Origin of the sequence: Paenibacillus sp. FSL R5-0912 (genome assembly GCF_000758605.1) — a bacterium.
GTDB lineage: Bacteria > Bacillota > Bacilli > Paenibacillales > Paenibacillaceae > Paenibacillus_AQ.
Genome location: NZ_CP009282.1, coordinates 1,731,196 through 1,753,322, shown reverse-complemented (window position 1 = coordinate 1,753,322; position 22,127 = coordinate 1,731,196). Strand labels below are relative to the sequence as shown.

At 44.3% G+C, this 22,127-nt stretch carries 14 protein-coding genes and 3 pseudogenes; 6 read left to right on the top strand and 11 right to left on the bottom strand.

From position 1 onward, the window contains the following. Positions 1-130 precede the first annotated feature (130 nt). Complete coding sequence (locus R50912_RS34825; RefSeq protein WP_156122999.1) at positions 131-367, top strand: hypothetical protein; 237 nt, start codon at positions 131-133, stop codon at positions 365-367. Between the two features lie 300 nt (positions 368-667). On the opposite strand, the pseudogene R50912_RS07490 reads toward R50912_RS34825, so the two are convergent. Together R50912_RS07490 and R50912_RS07485 are read right to left on the bottom strand one after the other, a co-directional pair. After that, a pseudogene (locus R50912_RS07490) lies at positions 668-1,818 on the bottom strand (IS110 family transposase). Positions 1,819-2,551: 733 nt separating this feature from the next. Then, the gene (locus R50912_RS07485) at positions 2,552-3,601 is read right to left on the bottom strand and encodes an NAD(P)-dependent alcohol dehydrogenase (protein WP_042233616.1); all 1,050 of its coding nucleotides are present in this window, start codon (positions 3,599-3,601) and stop codon (positions 2,552-2,554) included. Positions 3,602-3,721: 120 nt separating this feature from the next. Between R50912_RS07485 and R50912_RS07480 the strand changes: the two genes are divergently transcribed. Further along, entirely contained in the window at positions 3,722-4,129 is a 408-nt protein-coding gene (locus tag R50912_RS07480; protein WP_042233614.1) for a MerR family transcriptional regulator, read from the top strand. Positions 4,130-4,258: 129 nt separating this feature from the next. Continuing rightward, entirely contained in the window at positions 4,259-4,462 is a 204-nt protein-coding gene (locus R50912_RS07475; protein ID WP_042233612.1) for a hypothetical protein, read from the top strand. Between the two features lie 437 nt (positions 4,463-4,899). Here the strand turns inward: R50912_RS07475 and R50912_RS07470 are convergent, their stop codons facing one another. Beyond that, entirely contained in the window at positions 4,900-5,112 is a 213-nt protein-coding gene (locus R50912_RS07470) for a LytR/AlgR family response regulator transcription factor (RefSeq protein ID WP_042233610.1), read from the bottom strand. Positions 5,113-5,143: 31 nt separating this feature from the next. Beyond that, positions 5,144-8,215 (bottom strand): ATP-binding protein, encoded by a 3,072-nt coding sequence (locus tag R50912_RS07465; RefSeq protein ID WP_042233608.1) that lies wholly within the window; start codon positions 8,213-8,215, stop codon positions 5,144-5,146. A gap of 348 nt (positions 8,216-8,563) precedes the next feature. Between R50912_RS07465 and R50912_RS07460 the strand changes: the two genes are divergently transcribed. Further along, on the top strand, positions 8,564-9,529 hold the full coding sequence (locus R50912_RS07460; protein WP_042233606.1) for an NAD(P)H-dependent flavin oxidoreductase: 966 nt from the start codon (positions 8,564-8,566) through the stop codon (positions 9,527-9,529). Positions 9,530-9,945: 416 nt separating this feature from the next. On the opposite strand, the pseudogene R50912_RS07450 reads toward R50912_RS07460, so the two are convergent. Continuing rightward, a pseudogene (locus R50912_RS07450) lies at positions 9,946-10,175 on the bottom strand (RNA polymerase subunit sigma-70); the annotation flags it as partial. Between the two features lie 237 nt (positions 10,176-10,412). Between R50912_RS07450 and R50912_RS07445 the strand changes: the two are divergent. Next, a complete protein-coding gene (locus R50912_RS07445) occupies positions 10,413-13,577 on the top strand; it encodes an amidase family protein (protein WP_081956412.1) in 3,165 nt (1,054 codons plus the stop codon). 356 nt (positions 13,578-13,933) lie between these two features. Here the strand turns inward: R50912_RS07445 and R50912_RS07440 are convergent, their stop codons facing one another. Beyond that, entirely contained in the window at positions 13,934-14,587 is a 654-nt protein-coding gene (locus tag R50912_RS07440; protein ID WP_042233602.1) for a hypothetical protein, read from the bottom strand. Positions 14,588-14,744: 157 nt separating this feature from the next. Further along, positions 14,745-17,828 carry a glycoside hydrolase family 2 TIM barrel-domain containing protein gene (locus R50912_RS07435; RefSeq protein ID WP_042233601.1) on the bottom strand — a complete coding sequence of 1,028 codons (3,084 nt, stop codon included), beginning with the start codon at positions 17,826-17,828 and terminating at the stop codon, positions 14,745-14,747. A 139-nt stretch (positions 17,829-17,967) separates the two neighbouring features. Here R50912_RS07435 and R50912_RS34100 point away from each other — a divergent pair, with 139 nt between their 5' ends. Beyond that, the gene (locus R50912_RS34100; protein WP_081956410.1) at positions 17,968-18,816 is read left to right on the top strand and encodes a helix-turn-helix domain-containing protein; all 849 of its coding nucleotides are present in this window, start codon (positions 17,968-17,970) and stop codon (positions 18,814-18,816) included. On the opposite strand, the pseudogene R50912_RS07430 reads toward R50912_RS34100, so the two are convergent. From R50912_RS07430 to R50912_RS07415, 4 genes and pseudogenes are all read right to left on the bottom strand, one after another. Beyond that, positions 18,752-19,159 (bottom strand): annotated as a pseudogene (locus tag R50912_RS07430) (sigma factor-like helix-turn-helix DNA-binding protein); the annotation flags it as partial. The gene R50912_RS34100 and the pseudogene R50912_RS07430 sit on opposite strands and share 65 nt — an antisense overlap. A gap of 18 nt (positions 19,160-19,177) precedes the next feature. After that, a complete protein-coding gene (locus R50912_RS07425; RefSeq protein ID WP_042233597.1) occupies positions 19,178-20,683 on the bottom strand; it encodes a recombinase family protein in 1,506 nt (501 codons plus the stop codon). Between the two features lie 199 nt (positions 20,684-20,882). Then, a complete protein-coding gene (locus tag R50912_RS07420) occupies positions 20,883-21,206 on the bottom strand; it encodes a hypothetical protein (protein ID WP_042233595.1) in 324 nt (107 codons plus the stop codon). Position 21,207: 1 nt separating this feature from the next. Beyond that, positions 21,208-22,122, bottom strand: a complete 915-nt coding sequence (locus R50912_RS07415) for a coiled-coil domain-containing protein (protein ID WP_042233593.1) — start codon at positions 22,120-22,122, stop codon at positions 21,208-21,210. Positions 22,123-22,127: the final 5 nt, after the last annotated feature.

Below are 22,127 nucleotides of genomic sequence, written 5' to 3'. Positions count from 1 at the left end.
CTTCAGACGGACCTATTTAACGTAAGTGGCTCAACTACCCTATCAATTAGCACATTGTATTCGGTTTTCTGTGAAAATACGTCTGGCACTGTGATAAACGCACGGCCTACGCGGTGCACCCAGTCCAATTGTGTTCGGTTTTTCGATTACATTTGGCCTACGCGGCGCACCCAGTCCAATTGTGTTCGGTTTTTCGATTACATTCGGCTTAAGCGGCGTACCCAGTCCAATTGTGTTCGGTTTTTCGATTACATTTGGCCTACGCGGTGCACCCAGTCCAATTGTGTTCGGTTTTTCGATTACATTTGGCTTACGTGGCTTACCCAGTCCAATTGTGTTCGGTTTTCCGTTAAAATATGTTAAATAAATGAAAAGACGATGTTCTGTTTTTTAGCCACGCTGCTCATTTTCATGCTGGAGTTGTGCCTTGAAAGACATGTTTGTTTTCGCATACATTCGGCCCACTTGCCTGCATGCTGCCCATTGTATTCGGTTTTTCGCATACATTCGGCCCACTTGCCTGCACGCTGCCCATTGTATTCGGTTTTTCTGTGAAAATAAAGGTAACCAGGCGAATGAACGAATTTCTGTTTTTGGGCAATACAATGCCCGGGATCTCCATTTCCATGAGTCCGTGTTTAGACAATCAATGAGTTGGTAACACGAATTAACTTGCTCGTTTTTGGGGTCCGCCTTCGAGGTAAGCTTGTTTGTTTTTTAGCATGCTATAGGCTATGACCAGTATCGTTCGTGCCATCGCAATGCAAGCTTTCTTCTTTCCCCGCCGAGAGGCGATCTTCCAAAATTTTGTGGATAAACCGTTGTTTCTTGTACGAGCGATTGCCCAAGCCGCTTCGCATAATGCTACTTTTGTATGTGAATTTCCTTTTAAACTCTTTGTACTTTTTTTTTACCAGCGCTTTCGTGGTTACCGGGGGCCAACCCTGCCCATGAAGAGAGATGATCGGACGATGGGAATTGATCCATATTGACTCCAATCTCTGCAATAAGAACAGCTGCTGTGGCCTCGCTCACCCCGGGGATCGTCTGAAGCAGCTCGTATTCTTCCCGGTACGGTTCTAGATGAGCATCGATTTTTTCTTCTAACTGGCTGAGCGACTTCTCCAGGTACTCGATGTGGTCCCAGCAGTCGCGGATCAAATCCATTTGGTGGCGAGTAATCGTGCCGAGCATGGAGTCTCTAATGGCTTCCTTCTTGCTTCGAAGTTTGCCTTTTACACTTTCCTCCACATCCTCCGCATCGACATAGCCTTTCGTAATCAAGGTTTCCAGCAGGTTCCGGCCGGACACCCCAAATACATCCGAAACCACCGTTCCCAATTTCACATTCGAGCATTCGAGGTATTTCTGGATACGATTCTTTTCCGCCGTGAGTTGGCCCAGGCGTTTCTTACGAAGCCGGCATAAATCACGGAGTTCCCGCACATCCTCGGAAGGAATGAAACTCCGCTCGATTAATCCTACACGAAGCAATTTCGCAATCCATTCGGCATCGCATACATCCGTTTTCCGGCCCGGGACATTCTTGATTCGTTGTGCATTAGCCACCGTAACATCAAAGTAACCTTCTAAGATGTTATACACCGGCTTCCAATACACCCCCGTGCTTTCCATGGCAATATGGGTGACCGCCTTGTGTTCAAGCCATTTTAAGAGCTCAAACAAATGTTTCGTCATCGTGCCAAACGTACGTGTTTCCTTCTCGACTTGATCCTCTTCACCGGGCGTGAGGACGCATACTACGATGGTTTCTTGATGGACGTCCATTCCGGCGCATCGTGAATACATGACTTCCATATCATCAGCTCCAACCTAAATTCCATGGTGAGGATGAACTCGAGCTTAACCATTTTTCTGTTCGCAGTTCTCCAAACGGGCGATTTGAAGCTAGCAAGGAGTTGTACACAGAGTTCGATCCTTACAGTTTTCGCACAGGGGTAAACCACCATTAACCGTAGCGTAGTGTTCACCATGGTACTAAAAGTATGGGATGGCACAACCTGCGATAAACGCACGCTGCTCATTTTCATGCTGGAGTTGTGCCTTGGAAGACATGATTGTTTTCGCATACATTCAGGCCCACCTCCACTCTCGTTCTCTTAAGCCCACTAATCAAGGCGTACGAAGCAGTAGATTGCACCCAGGTCGAAGGCTCCAAATCGCTTCTTACAAAAATCTAGCCTGTCCAACTCTGAAAGTTAGTTATCCACAACAGACGAATATCATAATTTCCTATACTATAGTAAAGGGCTGGATTTAACCCTGTCCCTCCTCATCAAACCGTACTTGAGGTTTTCCCTCATACGGCTTTCCGATGTTTGTCATTCATGGGCATGCAGATTACAATAGCGTTTTTAGTCCACACTACACGGGGGCTTAGCCCCTCCCGCGACCGGACTTTCACCGGCTAGAAGATGCGTACTTTCTGGGCACGCCCAACAAAAAAAGCGGCTGCATCCTTGCTAAGCAAGGATACAGCCGCTAGATTAACTGAAGCAGAAAAGATACATATTATTAAACAATACGTCCCTTATTCCTTACCCATCGTACTGATATCAATGACAAACCGGTAACGGACATCAGAAGCGAGTACTCGTTCCCAGGCTTCATCAATCTGGTCGGCAGAGATAACCTCGATCTCAGAGGCAATGTTATGTTCAGCGCAGAAATCAAGCATCTCCTGCGTCTCACGGATTCCGCCAATCATCGATCCGGCAAATGAACGGCGGTGGCCGATCAGCGAGAATGCATTAACAGCCAGCGGATCAGCAGGCGCACCGACATTGACTAAGGTACCATCCAGCGCCAGGAGAGATAGATAAGCATCGATATTAATCTGCGCGCTTACCGTATTTATGATCAGGTCGAACGAACCGGCAAGCCGCTTGAATGTCTCCGCATCGCTAGTCGCATAATAATGATCCGCCCCTAGTTGCAAACCGTCTTCCTTCTTCTTCAGTGACTGTGACAGAACCGTAACCTCAGCCCCCATGGCATGAGCGATCTTCACAGCCATGTGTCCAAGTCCGCCAAGACCCACTACAGCTACATTTTTGCCTGGAGCGGCTCCCCAATGACGAAGCGGTGAATATGTTGTGATTCCGGCACATAACAGCGGGGCAGCGGCGTCTAGTGGAATAGCATCTGGAATCCGGACCACGAAGTCTTCGGTCACCACAATATGGGTGGAATACCCGCCCTGTGTATAGTGACCATACCGGTCGGTAGCTCCATAGGTACCCGTATTTCCATGCAGGCAATATTGCTCCTCGCCTTTATGGCAACTACTGCACTCTCCACAGGAGTCAACCATACAACCTACTCCCACCCGGTCACCAACGGAATACTTTGTAACTCCGGAACCGACCTGGCTGACAATCCCGGCAATCTCATGGCCCGGAACGAGCGGATACTTGACTGGACCCCACTCCCCGCGGGCGGTATGAATGTCCGAGTGGCAGATCCCGGCGAATTTAATTTCAATCAGAACATCCTGCGGCTGAAGCTCCCGGCGCTCAATGGTCGTTAGCTTGAACGGGCCTTCCTGGCTGAATGTAGCGCGTGCATTAACTTGTATCATGGTGTAACCTCTCTTCTTGTTCATAGTAGAATCCATAAGCCCAACTTTACAAACCATATGATATTACTTAAAGTTAACTCTAAGTCAAGCACAAAATATAATTGAGACTGGAGATTCGTGATGAAGACATACTCTATAACTGAGGCTGCAGAACATTTTAATATGACACCCCATACTCTGCGTTACTATGACAAGGAAGGTCTGATGCCCTTTATCGAAAGGACCTCCAGCGGAAGACGTGTGTTCAAGGAAGCGGATATGGAAGCTCTAAAAATAATTGAATGTTTGAAATCATCAGGGATGCCGATTAAGGAAATCAAACATTTCATTGAGTGGTGCTCTGAGGGAGATTCCACCCTGCAGCAGAGATATGACATGTTCCTGGAGCGGAAAGCCTCCGTAGAAGCACAGATGGAGGAGCTGAAGAAAACGATGGAAGTCATCGATCATAAATGCTCTTATTATAAGACTGCCTTAGACAGCGGTACGGAAGATATTCATAAATCCAAGAAGGTGACAAGCTTTTAAGGGGAGGATGTGAATCGGGAAAAGCAGGATTTGGTGGTTCACCCCGCCGGGCGGCGGTTATCGTTACATAGAACGACTTTTATTGACGCATTCTAACACAGACGCTGCATACAAAAAGGAGATGGACAGATGAAGGACAATAAGGAGGCTCCGCTTGACGGACGCAGCCCGGGCGTTCACCCTATACCTGAAGCCGATTCTAGCCTGAACGATGAAAAAGGGACCGCCGGCAAGCTGGACGAAATTGTGGGTGCTCTGATGGGTGATGATCCGGAGGTGTCGGCTCCCGGTATTGCACCGGATCACAAGGAGAAGCGGGAACCCAAGGGCTGAGTATACGACAAAAGGGTAGCCGGGCTTGCAATATTTTGCAGAGTCCGGGCTACCCTTGTTTAAGGTTAACTCAGCGAAATGGAATCTTCCTTTTGTGATTTTCTGCACTTGCACTATTTTAAAATACCGTACGTTATATTGGGAAATATGAAAACAGCCTTGCAGCAGGAAGTCGGCGTTGAACCGCCCGCTTTTCTTGATGGAGAGTCCGCTTTCCAGCAAAGTTTTTTTCATCCGGAATACAGTCGTATGTAAATTCTGCTCTGCCTTATGGGGATCATGCTCCGACCATAAGCTCTCACAAATGACCCATTTTGACACATTCGTATCATCCCTGTGAATGAGCAGAAAAGCCAGCAGCTCCTCCGCCTTAGCGGTCGGAAAGTCTACCGGCCCGGTTCCACTTGAATGGTGAACATGAAAATGTCCGAAACATTCTATATGCGGAGTGGAGCAGCGAATTCCAGCCCGTTCATTCCGGGCATATCAATATCCAGAAAGACTGCATCAGGTCTTAAACAGGTGAAGTCATGTAATAGGTCTGTATATTTGGTAAACGCCCCAACCACTTCGACATCGTTAGGGCACTCCAGGATTTGTACAAGCCGCTGGACCGCCAGCCGTTCATCGTCAACAATTGCAACTCTCATGAATGATCCTTCCCTCTTCTAAAAGCTTACGCTAATGCTGAATTTCGAAATGAAACCGAACGCTTGTCCATTCCCCTTCTTCACTGGATACCTGTAATGCTTCTCCATAGAAATGCTTCAGTCTTCGCTGAATATTCACGAGTCCAACTCCCCGTCTTTCGGAAGAAGCACTCTCGCTCGTCCATAAGGCTTGGAGCCCCGTCTCACTGATACCGCCCCCGTTATCCCACACTTCCACATAAACCGTATCCTTGTCCAGGGAAATGGAGATTCTGACCGTTCCTCCCTCCATTTTCTTCGTTACCCCATGCCGGATAGCGTTCTCTACCAAAGGCTGTATCGTCAGCGGCAAAATCTTTCGCTTCAGAACCTGCGGGTCCACATCATATACAACCGTAAGCCTCTCCTCAAACCGGGCTTCCTCGATCTGCACGTAAGCATCGACCAGCTGTAATTCGTCCTCGATCCGGACAAAGCTGTCAGGCTTCGGGTCAAAGCTTCTTCTTAAGTAATAGCTTAAATGCATAATCAGCTTCTCCGCACGCGCGCCGTCTGTCCGGCATAAGGCAATAATCGAGTTCAACGAGTTGAACAAGAAATGCGGTTTGATCTGCGACTGGAGAAAATCCACCTCTGCCTTCAAGGCGTCTTCCACTGACTTCTTAAGCTTCAGGAGCGTTTCCGTTCTGGCCCTGACCTCTGCAGCATCAAACGGCTTGATGATATAATCATTCGCCCCTGCCTTGAAGCCGGCAGCAATATCGCTATTGCCGTAACGCGCCGTCAGCAATACAATAGGCAGCTCAAATAGGGTATATTGCTCGCGGATCTCTGTGCAGACTTCAACCCCCGACATCCTAGGCATCATTACATCGAGCAGAACCAGGTCGATATCAGAGCGTTTCTTCAACATTTCCAAGGCCTCCAGCCCGTTGGTCGCCCAGATGACCTGATAAGGCTCATTGGCAAAAACCCGGGACAGGACCTGAAGATTGGATGGTTCATCGTCAACGGCCAGCAGCGTGAAGGTGCTCTTGTCCCTGCCTGGTAATTCCGCCATGCCCCATGCTTCGCTTATGGAGACAGATTCCTTGGCTGCTTCGTAATCCGGGAGTGAATTCCGGACTGCTTCGGCAACCGGAAGTGTAAAAGCGATGCCCGTCCCCTGCTCCGGCTCTGACCATTCTACCTTAATGGTTCCATCCATCAAATGCAGCAGCTTCCTGCAGATAAACAACCCCAGTCCTGTTCCCCCGTACTCCTCGGGAGAATGTGCTTGCTCAAAGGGCTGGAATATATCCTCCCGGTCAGATAAGCTCATCCCCACTCCGGTATCCTCCACCACAACTTTGACCTGACCCTCTATCACCTGGGCATGAATCGTAATCATACCCTCATGAGTAAATTTCACCGCATTGCCGACCAGATTGTGGAGGATTTGCCTGAGCCGGTTCTCATCCGCATAGACGAGGGGCAGATGCTCCGGTACGGCATTAACAAATCTGATTTTTTTACCAGTAATCAAACCCTGGAATAAATCGAACACGAGGGAGACGGACACACGGACATCCACACCGGTTAGTTGAACCTTTAGCTCGTTGCGTTTGATTTTCTCCAGATCCAGAATGTCATGAACCAGTCCCGAGAGCCTTCTGGAGGTATCTCTGATCAGGGACAGATTCTGGATATGACTTGCGCTGAGTTCTCCTGCTTCTGCTCCGGCTCCTGCCTCCAGCATGGATTGGGATAAATTAATAATTCCGTGAAGCGGAGTCTGGAATTCGTGAGAGGTATGCAGCAGGAACTCGTCTTTCTGCTTATCCGCCTGCTGTAGCATTACAGCCATTCCTTCTATCGTCTTATACGCTTCCGAATACCGGTAAGACAGGAGGAAGGAGGCCAGAAAACAAAAAATCAGTATAGAGCAGTATCCTAGGGTGTAACTGGGCGTCAGGCTGCTCAGATACAACCCGTAATCGAACAGCCCTATTACATATCCGGCTAAGGCCAATATAAAGAGGAGCAGTGTCCGTTTGCTGAATTCTCCATACCTGCCCTTCAGGTATGAATGAAGCATCAACCCCAGAATGATGACATAGATGAATAGCTGCAGATAGCTGAATGCCGCATTGAAACGCGAATACCATTGAAACGGCGTGAGCAGCACAAAGCCGATATACAATGCCGTCACACCGACAACACTATTAATTAACCACTCAGGAATCATGCTTTTACACATAGTCTTAATAAACATGACCATCGTGATCAGAGAGAGATACAGCGATACAGCTTGAATCTTATAATAAATCTCATGCGGCAGATTCACATACTCAACCAGAATCCGGTCACCGTTGCTGGCAAAAGACCAGGCGATAATGATGCAGCTGAGTCCGAAATAAAGAAGTCCTCTTTCCTCTCTCCGTATAATAAACACACTAAGCTGATAGCACCCGAGCATAAGGAGCGATACAATCAGAATTAAATTAAGAATGGTTGTATGGGTATTCAGCTTAAGAATTCCCCCGGCGCTCCCGAAATAAAGGCTATAAGGAATCCCGCCCTGCGAATTCTCATAATTCGCTGCATGGATGATGATCTCCGCCGTATCTCCCTGTACCGTAAAAAAAGCATTAAACGGTTTATTCTCATACGTATACAGGCTTTCGGATTCCGCGGGCTTACCGCTGCCGCCCACCCTGTTCCCGTTCACATAGATCTCGCTGGCCATGCGGATGTTAGATATTCTAAGCCCATACATCGTTGCCGAAGGCTCAAGCTTAACCTTTAGACGGTAGGTAACGGCTCCTTGGCTGTTTACGTCCCCGTTTTCATTCGCATGCTTCCAAAAACCGGGTACCTGCATATATCCAGGGGAAACAGAAGGTGCTCCCCCCGGCCTGAGCAGCTGATCCCAATAAAATTCCCACTGTCCATCCAGCGAAACCACCTGTTCTCCCTGAAAATCCCATGCACTCAAATCTAGAACACCATGCCGGGCGGGAGCGGGGTTCTGGGCTTTATGATCAGAGGCCTTCACTAGGCCGAATAATATAGCAAAACATCCGAGGCCCACTATAATCAGGCCCATCAGCATTTTTCTCATCTTGAGGATCTACTCCGTTTCTCAGCCCTATCTTTATTCATTTCAATGCAGGTTTAGTTCCATCATATCATCTGTACCATTTAGAGGCATGTCCTTTTCTTGCGCATGATCTATGACGATTCTCCTAAGTCCAAATTATTATTGCTTACCTACTGGTATGGGATTATGTATGATGTCACTCTCCCACTTGATATCAACATCTTAAAGAAAACAGTTGAAAGACATGACATTTAACATAGTTTGAGCATGTTTACAGTCACATCCGGGAAAGACTTAACTGTGTTACGATATATCTTATTCCTCAAGAGGAGTCTTATATTGTCAACAACTTGCGAAAGAGGTGTGTAATTGAAACTTCCAACAATCCAATTCGGACATATTAAGTCGAGAGTTCCTGTTATTCAAGGTGGAATGGGCGTGGGCATATCCTTAAGTGGATTAGCCGCCGCTGTAGCCAATGCAGGCGGGATCGGCACCATCTCTGGTACAGGGATCACTACTGAAGAGCTGAGAATGCATATTCGCCAAACAAGAGAACTCTCTAAAGGGATTGGCTATATCGGTGTGAATGTACTCTTCGCAGTGAAGGACTTTGCCGAAAAAATGAAGGTTGCTTTGGAGGAAAAGGTTGACTTCATTATTTCCGGAGCGGGAATTTCCAGAGATATTTATGCTTGGGGTAGAGAATATGATACTCCTGTGGTAACTATTGTTTCATCCGCCAAATTAGCCCGAATCTCCGAAAGACTTGGTGCCTCCGCAGTCGTTGTGGAAGGGTTCGAAGCCGGGGGACATTTAGGTACAGACAGATCCATGTTTGATATCCTTCCTGAAGTCTTAGAGGCCGTTTCGATTCCGGTTATTGCTGCGGGTGGAATTCTGACAGGGAACGATATCGCAAAAGCCCTTCGGCTTGGCGCATCTGGTGTTCAAATGGGTACCCGTTTTGTGGCTAGCCATGAATGTGATGCTCCCTTAGCCTTCAAGCAAAAGTATGTAGATGCTCAGCAAGGAGATACCGTCCTGATCAAATCTACTGTGGGTCTAGAAGGCAGAGCGATTCGGAATGAATTTACGGACCGGATCAGTAATGATGCCAGATTAAAGATAGTCAAATGCTATGATTGTCTAAAGGTTTGTTCACATCGCTTCTGTACAATGGAATCCTTGCTCACTTCCCTTAGAGGAGATGTTAAGAACGGATTGGTTTTTGCCGGGTCCAGAGTTCATGAGATTAAAGAGATTTTGTCCGTACAGCAGATTATCGACAATTTAATGAATGAGTATCAAGGGGCATTGAACAAAGCAATTTAAGGTTACTGCTCTTAGGTACACAAGCACAATTAACCACTTAGGCTTGGGATTTCCGAGAGTAAGTGGTTATTTATTTCGCTTTGTGTTCTATAAAATAATAAAAGCAACTCATCCGTAGACAAGTTGCTTAGTAAAGTTATAAAAGCAATAAGGCCAGCTACCACAGTTACCCCTACTATCAGGATTGGTGAATAGTCATTGAGTGCCAGGAATAAGACAACCACGAACAGCATGGAATAAATAAAGATTCTCCAGCGAAGACGCTTCATACTAATTCTCCTTTGAATATCATAATTAACAAGCAAAAAAAATCCCATTTCAAATATTGTATTGTCTGAGCTTTAGATCATCTGCTCACCGCTTTTCTCTATCCGCGACACATAACTCCTCGATATCCCCATATCCTTCGCAATCTACCGTTGCGTCCGCTCTTCCCCCGCATGTATCCAAACCAAACTGCCCTACCACGACTTCCTTCTCTCTCGTCCAGAATATAGAGATTTCGGTAGATCTTGCTCTTCTCAATCTTCAGATCCACTTCCTTTATCACATCGTCTGCCTCTGAGCCGAGAGTATTAATCAACGTAATCTCGTTCCCTTCCTTGTCTGTCCCAATAGGATCATGCAGAGACAAGTCCTTCCGGGTTTATTATAGCGAACGGAGGTGCATCGGTATCCAGAACCATACATATCACATTATGTTAGTTAATGTATCTGATAGTTACCATATATATCACAAATTTTAATAAATATAGTGTTTATTCTATATCAAAACTCTGAAAATATATTAAATTTTTAATATTTATTGACTGATAGGAATAACGGTGTTATATTTCCTAACAAATATTAATAAATATACATACAGGAAGAGGAGATTACTGAAATGAATAAGCTAAAACGTCTAAGTAAAACTAAAAGAAATCATTCTGGTTCCCCCCGCTCCGAATATTCACCAGCAAAAAATAATTGGAGTAAAAAGCAATTTATAGCTACGTCCATTGCGTTATCTGTTATCGCTTCGAGTGTCATTCCGTTTCAGACCGCTGATGCTTTAACCCGGGTTACTTCAGCAAGCGGCACAGTATGGGAGATTCATGATGTCTTTGCGCCTAGCTTAGACACAGGAAGCTTACGTACCGTTGGGACTACACAAGTACAAGGCTTCGGTAATATCTTTGTTAAAGTGTCATCGCCTTCTGCTTCCCTGATGAATGGACAAATGATGCGCGGGTTTGACCTGAAATACGATGGCGTGAATAGATTCACTTCAACTCAATCTGTAAATCTAGGAAATGTAACAGTCACTCGTGATGTGTATATTGATACAATAAATAATAGAACGAGATTCTTTGATACATTTACTAATAAGAATGATATGGCAGTAAAGGTTGATGTATCTTTCGGCGGCTCTTTAGGGTATGGAACAGCGGCAAATGCTTCAGTAGTCAAGGCAACTTACTCCGATGATCTGGAGGTGACTGCAGACGATTCATGGATTGTTGTCGACAGCAGTGCCAAAAACAATAAACCCCTAGGTGTTGCAGTCGGATCTCCACATCCATTTGAGAATGGATTAACCGGACTAGGCAATCAGCAGCAGAATCCATTTACCACACCATTAGCCAGGTCCGGAAATGAGGCGAATTTCTACGGTTTCATTAACACCTTAAATATCGAGCCGGGTCAGTCAAAATCCCTGGTACATTTTGTACAAGTCGGTGAAGCTGGCGAAGAAGGGCTGAACAATCTGGTTACTATTCTGGATGGACTCAATCGTCAGCTGGATGTATCTGGATTAACCAATGCACAAATCCGTTCAATCAGTAACTGGGATATCTCTGCTATAGAGGGGCTTGATACTGGAGATAGCCTGGTTATTCCAGATGCTCCTGCAGCCAAAACATTCGTAACTTCATCCCCCTATGATGTCACGAATAAATCAATTGCAGAAATGCAGCTGGATATGACGAATGGTAAAACGACTTCTGTACAAATTACACAAGCGTATTTAGATAGAATCAAGGCGTACGATGAGGGTCAATTAGGATTCCATGCCTTCCTGCATGTATCTGAAACTGCGCTAGCCCAAGCCAAAGCTGCTGACGATGCCCGTGCACAAGGCGCTCAAGGTGATTTGCTGGGTATTCCAATTGCGATAAAAGATATTTATGATACCAAGGATATGCCTACTACAGGCGGCAGTAAGGCGCTTGAAGGCTGGAAGCCTGATTCTGATGCATTCCAGGTCGCTAAGCTAAGAGAAGCTGGAGCTGTAATTATTGGTAAGACAAATACTTCGGAGTTTGCTAATAGCGGAAGCTTTAGTGAAAGCGGCTGGATGCAAACATGGAATGCGCTATATCCATCCAAAACATCCTTTGGCTCAAGCGGCGGATCGGCAGTATCTATTGCAGCTGATTTTGCAGCAGCAGCAATGGGATCGCAGACCGGGGTATCTCTCTATGCACCTACAACAGGCGCCAGTCTAAAAAGCTTCCGTGGTACAGACGGCATGGCGAGTACGACAGGTGTGCTCCCGCTCACTTGGGGACAGGATTATGCGGGACCCATTGCCAAAACCGTAACGGACCTGGCTATTATGCTGAATGCTACAACGGGTACGGACCCGCAGGATATTTTCACCGTAACTGCTGATGCAGATCATAAACGTCCGGAGAACTGGAAGGAGTCGCTGGATGCCGGCGCATTGAAAGGAAAGAAAATCGGATACATCCCCGAATCCTTTGTCTCCAGCTACGCAGATGATGATACCGGAGTGGCAGTAAAGAATAAGTTCTCTGAGCTGCAAGCTGCGGGAGCGGAAATGGTTGAAATGTCAAAAATGCCAGCAGCCCCTACCCGTCCTCAAGGCATTAACGGATCTACGGAAGGCTGGGCGCGCTATATCGAGCTTCATAAGGCCTTCCCTTACGCGGATGGAGCAAGTGTACTCGCTTCAGATAAGGTGCTTATCTATAATCAGAGATCATATACTGCGCCTACGCGGATGACGGAACAGGCTGTACAAGATTACATCAAGTATAGAACTGACTATAAGGAAGTTATCAAAGGCTGGATGGATGAGAATGGCGTTGATGCTATTGTTTATGCAGGTTTCATTAGTGACGTATATAACAATGACGCATCAGCCTCTCAATTAAGTTCGGACCGCAACACAGGGGTATTAACGTCTAACGTGGGTCTCCCTACGGTAGTGGTTCCTGTAGGAACGAACGACAGCGGATATTCTATCTCTATGCAGCTTGTTGGCAGAGCATGGGACGATGCAAAAGTATTAGGTATGGGCTATGCTCTTGAGCAACAAAGTCAAGCCAGACTGCTTACCGCATTTGCTCCAGCACTTAAATACGTTTCAAACCCTACTAATCCTGATCCAGTAGATAATGAACCAAGTAATCCAGGTCCTGGAGGAGGTACCGTAACTCCCCCGGTAACAGCAACGCCCACACCAACACCGGCTCCTACAGCACCTGCAGAAACAGCAACACCAACCCCTAAGCCGGAAGTGGTCAGTTTTACAGATACAACGAATCATTGGGCAAAAGCAAGCATTGACGCGCTTATTGCTAAGGGACTACTAACAGGTTATTCCGATGGAACCTTCCGTCCAAATTCAGGATTAACCCGTGCTGAAGCCATCAAGGTCATTGCAACGTACATGGGACTTGAAGGGCAAGCAAGTAGCTTTACAGATGTATCTGGGGCTTACTGGGCGAATAAGTTCATTGGTGCAGCGGCCGGATCAGGCTTGATGAACGGATACAGCGATGGAAGCTTCCGTCCGGACAAGAAGATTAGCCGTGGTGAATTAGCAGCACTAATCACTAGAGCCTTTAAGCTGACAGGAACCGGAAATACATCCTTCGCAGATGTTAACAGAAATGTATGGTATTATGCTTCTATTGATGCCCTCGCCTCCAATAAGATTATTACCGGATACGCCGACAGCACCTTTAAGCCTGAAAAAGATATTACCCGAGCAGAGTTTGCAACCATGGTATCCAGATTACTGGAGACTGTGAATTAAAAGAAGCATAGTCCTTTGATCTGTGACCCGCAAGAAAGACACTTTGAAAAAAGTGACCTTCTTGCGGGTCTTTTGTGTTTGAATCAGAAGATTACAAATATTCCTAATTCCGAGCGATACCAATGGAATTACGATAGATCTTGCTCTTCAAAAAATAAACCAATTACGATTTATCCCAAATCGAATTGATTTACTTTTTCTTTTTCTTTTTATATTTAATTTGTGATTTTCGAAGACTTCCGTCCGATTAAGCTTTAAAGCATTTCCTACACACAGTATGCGTTTTCGCTTTTCTATCACCATTTGCATCTGTATAGTAACTTCCAGTTGGGTTTGATCTCAATAAATGTATGCATTTAATAACTCAAGGCTTCAACAGCTTGCGGTAACGTTCTTTCGTATTCCTTATGTAACACATAACGTTGGACGCCTCTCGAAGCGTCTACTGCTTCCCTGGCATACTTGATAGCGGTTTCGCTGTTGCCTGCTTTGAGTTCAATTTCCGCGAGCAGCGCTGATCTCATCCATTGCTTCCTGATTGACTCAAGATGTTCCCGCGCCTGAACGCTCTTCCCGTCCTGGAGCAGCAGAACCGTTTCGTAATATGCCCGGTAATCTGAATAGCGGATATACGGCACGGCTTCCTGAACAGCAGCCATATCCTTGCGGTAAAGTCCATACGCCGCCTTGTACGTCGCCTGTACCGTTACCCGCTTATATTTGCTCATCAGCTGCTCCATAATCGTTCTTGATTCATCCTCAAGTCTGTTCGCAAGAATATAATAAATATAAACGGAAGGCTTGTTTTTCTGGCTGCGTAAAAAGGACTCTATGCGGTCCACACGTTTTTCCAAAATTGCAGGATAATAGAATTGGGTTATAAAAGCAATAAGGCCAGCTACCACAGTTACCCCTACTATCAGGATTGGTGAATAGTCATTGAGTGCCAGGAATAAGACAACCACGAACAGCGCGGAATAAATAAAAATGCTCCAGCCAAGGCGCTTCATTATAATTCTCCTTTGAATATCAAAATTAACAAGCAAAAACCCCATTTAAAAAATATTGTATCACAATCCATAATATAGTCAGTAGGAATCATCAGATAATTCTGCCGCAAATGCACTTTGTTCTAACTGATAACCACTTGTATTCTTTTACGATTTCTTAAGAAATGATTTCTATAGTTACCGTATAAACATAGATACCTTTCTTAATTTGATAGGGATCGTGAATATTTTTGGTCCAGCCGGTATCCCCGCCAAGACCTGCATGTTTGTGATCAATATGAAGATAAACAGAATCTGAATTTCCCAGCTCGTCTTCATAGGCGGCGTTGTCATATTGCTCAATACTGTGCCCATGAATATCAAAATGGAAATGTCCCGCTGCCGATACTTTTACTGCTTGTTCTTTGGATGACAAATATAAATACCGGACATCTTCTTTACCACCACATTCTACCGGTAAGATATAGGGTACGTGCTGCTGTTCTACAGTGCTCTCATAGACTCCCACGAATGCGGCAGATTTACGATCCGCGTAGTTCTCCCATGGCCCACGGCCATACCATTTCATCTTCTTCCAAGCATCAGAGAACTTAAAGCTCAGTCCAATTCTCGGGAGGGTGTCGACCTTGGCATTGTTCACAACTGTATTTGTGATTTCTATCCCTTTGCCGCCGACGGTATAATTGGTTTTGGTTTCAATGCATCCATGATAGATACAATGAACTTGAATGATAACAGCAGCAGGTGCTGCAAATACCCGAATATTCTTGATTTCTTTCTCATTGGAATGAAGCCCGAGAGCTTTCCATTCATCTGCATAATTGGACGATTCGAGATGAATACCTGCATCAATTCCTGTTGGAGGGCGATAGAAGTTATTGGTTCCTCCCGTGAAATAATTCTTGTGATTGTATTTTACAGAGATGAACTCTGCGGTTTCTTTCGAGAAAAGAACCGTTGTATTTTCATTATAGATATGAATTTCATTTGTCGTTTCATCATACTTCAAGCTATCCTTTTCTATATCTCCGGTATGCACTTTATTCACAGAATCCTTAATCTCTATCTGGCATGCATAAATACAGGTTCCCTTCTTAGAATAAAAGGTGTCCTCGTCCAAATAAGCATAGAAATTAAGAAAAGCTTCCCCGGAGACTTTAGACGAATCGTATGGCGCTTGAAGCTTATCAACGGATTCGGGTGCTGTGTGATATCTAGGCAAACTACCGCTTTCAATCACATTTCCATCGCAAACCAGCTCCCAAACCATATTCAAATGGCTTAAATCCCGATGCGTGTAATGATTATAAATTCGATAGCCATTATTCCCAGGCATGTAATCCATTTGGATAGGAGATTGTACATTTTTTATTTCATTCGCAGCCGGCTTGAGAGTTAGATCAGGGAAAACAATACCATTCAGGCACATATCAGGAGCAGGATCAGTAACTTCTTCATTGAATGCCCCGCCATAGACATACTTTTTATTTCCGTCTTTATCTTGCTTAACAAGCGCTTTATCCTGAAAATCCCAAATAAATCCTCCTTGAAACCGCGGGAATTTATGAATGAGATCCCAAAATTCCTTAAAGTTTCCGTTACTGTTACTTTTCGCGTACGCATATTCACACATAATAAAAGGACGCAAATCTTCGCTTTCAGCCATGACATCCAAGATCCAATCTTTCTGAGGATACATAGGCGCCACAATATCGGAGATATTTGCCGGAGGATTCAAAGATTCATACTGAACATACCTTGTTTTGTCATACTCCTTAATCCAGCCGTACATCGCAGCATGATTCGCTCCATAACCGGATTCATTACCCAGAGACCAGAGAATAATGGATGGATGATTTTTATCTCTCAGAACCATCCGTGTAGCCCGTTCCATATACGCATGTGTCCATTCGGGGGATGCGCTTAACTGGCCGCCAAGACCGTGTGTTTCAATATTAGCTTCATCTACCAGGTAAATGCCCAGTTCATCACACTGGTCATACCATTCGATTGCGTGCGGATAGTGACTTGTTCTTACCGCATTGATATTCAGCGATTTCATGACCTTGATTTGCTCGCGCATATATTCTGTTGTTACGGCTCGTCCGGTTTCAGGACAAAAGGCGTGAAGATTGGTTCCCCGTATAATGAGACGCTTCCCATTAATTCTCAGGACCCCTTTTCGATCGATCTTCACTTCACGGAAGCCGACATTCGCGCTCTCAATATCAATTACATTTCCAGAACAATCAATCATTTCTAACACCAATTTATAGAGGTAAGGGCTCTCATCGCTCCACAATTGAGGATTTGAAATGCTTTTCGTAACCTTTGCTACATATTTTTCTTGCAGGTAGAAATCACAATCCGCAAATTTTGGCGTTTCAAACTCAGTAACCAATTGCTGATCGCTATCATACAGGGACAACCGCACATGGGCCTCACCATAACCATTCACTTGATTATTAGGTGCAACCGTCACTTTTAATTCGGCATTGTTGTAATTCCCTGAAAAGAGGGTTTCGATCTTATAATCATGAATGCGCATACGTGGTTTTGCATAAATGAGAACATCTCGGTAGATCCCCGAGAGATGCCAGTAATCCTGATCCTCCAGATAGGTCCCGGCTCCAAACCGCATCACCTGAACCGCTATACGGTTTTGTCCCTTTTGAATGTAATCCGTGATATCAAAAGAAGCGTTAAGCTTACTGTCCTGAGAATAACCAACCATTTTGCCGTTTAACCAAAGATAAAAACACGATTCTACACCTCCAAAATCGATAAATATATCCCTTTCGTTAAAATGTTCGTCAACTTCAAACGTTCGGACGTAACAACCGGTAAGGTTACTATCCGGCACATGAGGCGGATTCAAAATGTATTCATTATTCTTGAGTTGAATTTCGTGATGAGAACCCTCCCCTTTTTGAACAAAGGGATACAACATATTGGTGTATACAGGTTTTCCATACCCCGAAAGTTCCCAATTGGAAGGAACCGAAATATTATCCCAATGGGAAACATCATGTTCAGGACTATAGAATTCATCCGTTACTTCATCGGGAGACCCAAACCATTTAAACTTCCACATTCCATTCAGGCTATTTACGTATTTAGACTTTCTCCGGTCTCCGCTTAAAGCCTGTTCAACGGTTTCGTATACTCCGTAGGGCTCATGCATGGGATAACGGTTTTTTTGAGTAACATATTGATTTTCCCAATCTCTGCTTAGCTTCATAGGCTTAAATAACACTCCCATCCATTGTTCTGATTGGTTGATCTTTCAATGTAGATAACCTTATAATATAAGGAAAATACCTTATATTAAATGTTGAGTATGGTATTTCATTTATCCATTTTGGTAGGAGTGTGAATACATGAATTTTGAAGACATTAATGAAAATGATGTAATCTACCGCTGTATCGGCAAAGATTTTAATCAAGGTATTTTATCTTGCGGCTTTATGCGGAAAAGATCAGCAGAGCGTTCTCAATATGATTTTAAGATAGGCTATTACAGCTGTTTTGTAGTATTGCAAGGCAGTGGAACGTTTATTTCGACGGATGGTACCGTTACTCCTATGCAAGCAGGTGATCTTGTTCAACGTCTACCTGAACGTTTGCACTCTACTGCAATTGAACCAGATGGGAATTGGATCGAGTTCTATATCAGTGTCGGGTATCCTGTCTATTCATATTTAAAGACACTTGGAATTATTAATTCCGATAAGGTAGTCCAATCGACACTGCATACGAATGATTTTTTCTTTGATTTTGTTTCCTTGCTGAAAGCCTTGAAAAGTGCAACAGATGAAAGTCTTCCCTCCCTGCTAATGAAGTCTCAGGATTTGATTATCCGATTACACAGTAGCATTCATAATGCTCATAGCAATGAAAATGATAGTAAAATAACAAAAGCCTGCGAGCTGATTAGTGTCTCCAATGATATTCACTTTGATATTCAGGAAGTGGCATCTGCCGTGAATATGGGCTACGAGAACTTCCGGAAATTTTTTAAAGATACTACGGGGATTTCCCCTAAGCGATATCACACTGAACATTTAATGAGACAGGCAAAAATGATGCTGCTATCTGGACTTCCCATCAAACACGTAGCCGTTAGTCTTGGTTACGGGGATATATATTCATTCACCAAACAATTTACGAAGTCAGAAGGGGTATCTCCAGGACGTTATATTCGTAAATCAAAACCTGTTCAAAAATAAGTTTGAAAAATAAAAAGCAACTCATCCGCGACACATAACTCCGCGAGATTCCCAGATCCTTCGCGATCTCCCGCTGCGTCCGCTCCTCCCCGCCAGTGTCCAGGCCGAAGCGGCCAACGACGACCTCTTTCTCGCGTTCATCCAATATATCAAGATTACGGTAAATCTTGCTTTTCTCTATCTTGAGATCCACCTCTTTAATCACATCATCTGCCTCGGAACTAAGAATATCGATAAGCGTGATCTCATTGCCTTCCTTGTCTGTCCCAATCGGATCGTACAGGGACACGTCCTTGCGAGTTTTTTTGAGTGAACGTAGGTGCATCAGGATTTCCATCTTAATGTCATTAGTGCGCATATTTTAAAAGGTAAATATCTCGACCGAATCTTCGTAGACCCTGATTTCTCTAACGACCTGACGAATCAAATCACGCTTCTCTTCAAAAGTAAGTTCTGCCTGACCTTTAGATAAGTAATGTTGAACGGCTTCCATCAAGACATGAATGTTGTACTCTGTATTTTGAGCAGAATTCAACATATGGCTTAGTTCAATCAATTGGGCATTTAGACCTTCTTCTTTCTGCGAAAGCTCCTTCAATTCTTGACGAATATCTTCTTCAGCAATACCGTCTTCACTAACTGCAAAGAGTTTAATTAGCTTCTTTCGTGCGTTTTTGGTTTTCTCAATTTCCTTTTCCATCCTCACAATCTCAGCAATTTCAAAAGGTTCCTTACTCTTCTCCTCCTGCAAAGCTGCTGCGATTTCATCGGGATTGTTTAACCAGGTTGTCACTTGGTCCCAAACCTGTTCTTCTATCAGGTGAGCCTTAATTCTTCGTCCACATCCTTTTGATTTGGCTCCTGCAGTGTTCTTAATGTCTGTATATTCCGGTACTTTCTTTCCCCAATTGTTTGACAATCGTCCCGTCATGGTATTACCGCAGTCCCCACATCTTAACAAACCGCTCAATAAATATGGGTGTTTGCTTTTTTGAGCCCATCTCCTTCTAGACTCCGATAATAATATTTGTGCATGTTCGAATTGAGCCTCGTCTATGAGAGGAGGACAAGGAAGAAGAATCCATTCGCCTTTAGGTCTCTCTTTCATAGGAATCTTTTCTTCATCTTTCCTGTGCTTATTCCCTAACATACCTTCTGTATTCCAGCGATTTTGATAAAATTCACCGATATAGGCTCGGTTCATAATGATTTGCCTTACTACTTGGCGATGCCACATCGAAGCCCCTCTTTTTGTAGGTACACCTTTACTGGTTAAGTATAACGCTATACCATTCAATCCTTGAACAATTGTATTGGGTTGTGTAAATAAATCAAATATTAGTCTGACTATAGCTGCCTCATCTTCATCAACAAGAAACTGTTCTGATTCCTTATCAAAACTGTAACCGTAAACTTGAAAATCACGCAGTACTCTTCCTTGCCTTGCTTTTTCTTTTCTCCCTCGGCTCATACGTTCTGTTATCTTTGACTTCTCAAACTCCGCTATAGCTCCACGCATAGAATAAAACAAATTTCCTTCAGGAGTTTTAGAATATTCACCATTAACAAAAACAAGTTCTATCCCTCGCCGATCAAATTCATCAGTTATGATCAGTTGGTTCATTAACTTTCGAGACAATCTATCCGGGTCAAGACAAATAATCTTAGTAATAATTCCTTCTCGAATATCATCCCGTAATTTGGTTAATGCCGGTCTATCCAAAAATTCACCAGAAACCCCATCGTCCACATATTCCTTTACCTTATTCGTTCCCGCTTTCTGACGGCATTGACGAACTTGATCGTTCAGGCGGAACCCGTGCTTCGCCTGCTCCTCCGTACTCACTCTGGCATATACAGCTATCACTTTTTTCCCTCCTGAACTTCTCTAGAAGGTAATCATAACAGGCAATGCGTGCTCTGTCATTGGAATCGCCTACCACAAGTTTCACATGCACCCGGCATCCCCTCCTTGTAGAAGGATATGCGGTTACTGCTTGGACACTTGATAAAATAAAAAATGACCTCAAACACACATGTCTAAGGTCATCTGAGACATATTTCTGTCACCCTACTAATTCCAAATAATCTAATTTATTTAATTGCTCTTGTGACTGAATGATCAGATCCTGCAGTATCCAGAGAAAATGAAGAGCTCTTTTTAAATTACCACAGCCTACGTTTCGTTCAATACCTATAATGAGTTCATCAATTATGATAAGATCCTCTTCAATCTGCCTGGCTAGATTCGAAGGATGAAGACTAAGCAAGCTTAATTTATGCTGATTCTGAGAATTATAATAAAACTCCTGAATTTTAGTCTGCAGCAACTCCAAAATAAACGACTTTTTATACAGTTGAAGGACTGAAGGCTCTGAGATCAAATCCATATTACACCTTCTGCATCAGCTTCGATATCAACTTCATATCCTGCTGGTTAAGATCAAGAATTTCCTCTTGCAGCCTTTGAAGGACTTCAAGATTATTTTGTTGAAGTTTCCCTTGAGCGGAAAGCTCACTTAATACAGATTCTTGATTTTCTTGAATTTCCCCAAGCACCTCACGGGCATCCCTTCTTTGGGATTTCAGGATATCCTCCACTACGGTTTTCGTATCATCAAGGGTATCCGCAATAGCCAACTTCATCTCAGACATATGCTTGTTTAAATATGTAGTCCATTCCTTTTGGTTAACCGCCAATTGACCCGCTATAGCAGTATAGGTAGTTTCCAGTTTACTTAGGTACATTGCTTGACGATCTTCTGATTGTGCTACCTCTGTTCTTAGAGCAGTTAGCGTCTCTCCGGTCATGATTTTGGTTGCCTGAATCGATTCGAATTCTTCTGTAAGGCGAACCTCGAATAAATTCACAATACGGGATGTAAATTCTCCTAATTGCTCAGTTACCCGTTTGGCTTGTGCCTGCTGATCTATAGCGATCGATATCATTTCGTTCTTCGCACCCTCTAATTGCTGCAAGGAGCCTTGTTGAAAAGCTTTCATATCCTCCGCAGCCTGCAGCAATTTAGCTTGAACACTGTCTGAATAACTGACAAATCGCTCATGCTGTTCAGTTAGCTGCCGTATGCTGTCTTGTACAGCATTCTGTGTCTGTACAGTTGCTGACTGTAGCTCTGCTCTTCGTTCATCCATTATTCCTGCCGCAAAATAGCAAAAACAAGCAACCAATAGTGATAATACACTTGCAATGATGTAACCTATAACGCCATACGTAGTGTATAAAGGTATCAGCAGTGCGCCCACGAATACCAATGTGCCAACGCCTGCCATAGTTTTGATCTTCATCTGTA